Annotated in this window: 1 protein-coding gene; it reads right to left on the bottom strand. The window is 66.2% G+C overall.

All coding sequences use genetic code 11. From position 1 onward, the window contains the following. Positions 1-89: 89 nt before the first annotated feature. Positions 90-1,256 (bottom strand): NosD domain-containing protein (locus AB0I77_RS53650; protein ID WP_363290343.1); only part of this gene is annotated, 1,167 nt, incomplete at its 5' end.

Raw genomic sequence — 1,256 nt, 5'->3', positions numbered from 1 at the left:
CGGTGGGCGCCTCACAACCGGAAGTCACCCCCTCACCAAGCTCAAGAAAAGCTCAGATCAATCATGTTGTTCCGGTGCCAGGCGGCGGGTTACCCCTGACCGCCGGTGTCGTAGTTCTCCGCCTGCACGGTGCCCGGCACGGCGGCCGGGGTGCCGCCGTAGGGGCCCTCGGGCGCGGGGTTCTGCCAGCTGTTGTTGTTCACCGTCGCGGTGAAGCCGCTGGAGTTGTTGGTGAACGCGGCGTTCCCCGAGTGCAGTCCGGTGAGGGTGTTTCCGGTGATCGTGGCGGATCCGCTGGGCGCCGGGTAGTACGGCGGTGCGATCACCACTGCGTTGCGACCGGGGCTGGTGACCGTGTTGTCCTGCAGCAGGGTGTTGGTCGAGGTGGAGAAGCCGATCCCGTCATAGAGGGAGTCGGTGACGGTGTTGCCGGTCACCGTGACCTTGTCGACGATCCCGGTGTTCTGGCCGTCGCCGCCGTTGCCGATGTGCAGCGCCGGCTGGCCCTGGCTGTAGGCGTTGCCGCCCGACCTGACGACGACGTTGTCGGCCACGGTCGCGGACAGCAGGTCGTTGCCGTTGACGCCGAAGCGGCCGGCTCCCAGACCGATGTAGCGGGCCGTGTCGCTGATGTAGTTGTTGCTGACCTGGTGGCCGCTTCCGCCGTAGATCCCGATGCCCTTGCCGCCCCACGGCGCGATCGCGGTGTTGTTGGTGAAGGTGATGTTGGTCATCGGGTTGTAGTAGGTCGTCGTGCTGCCGCTGGTGTTGTAGTTGACCGAGTTGATCGCCATCGCGTCGTCACCGGTGCCGCGCACAAAGTTGTTCGTGGCGGTCAGGTCGTTTCCGGTGTTCGCGTCGAGCGCCACGTTGTTCAGGTTGATCCCGTCGGCCCAGATCGAGGTCAGGCGGCTGTTCTGCACCTTTCCGCCGGTACCCGAGGCCCAGAAGCCGGACATGGTGTGCTGGGTCCAGATGCCGTCGGCCACCCAGTTGGTGCCGGTGGTGTCCATGGCGCCACCGTCGCCGCCGACGGTGCCGCGGCTGACGGCGTTGGCGTCGATGTGGAAGTTCTGTACGGTGCAGGAGGTCAGGTCGAACAGTGCCGCCAGCGGCGTGCTGTTGGGGACCGGGACGTCACGGTAGATCGTGCTGTACCACAGGCCCGCGCCCGCGATGGTGATCCCCTGTGCGTTCAGTCCCGCGGTGCCCTTCACGTAGAAGGTGCCCTGGGGGATCCACAGGGTCTTTCCCTG

It is taken from the genome of Streptomyces sp. NPDC050619 (assembly GCF_040654815.1).
Taxonomy (GTDB): Bacteria; Actinomycetota; Actinomycetes; order Streptomycetales; family Streptomycetaceae; genus Streptomyces.
Note: the sequence above shows the minus strand (reverse complement) of the source record. Positions and strands in the feature narration are given on the sequence as shown.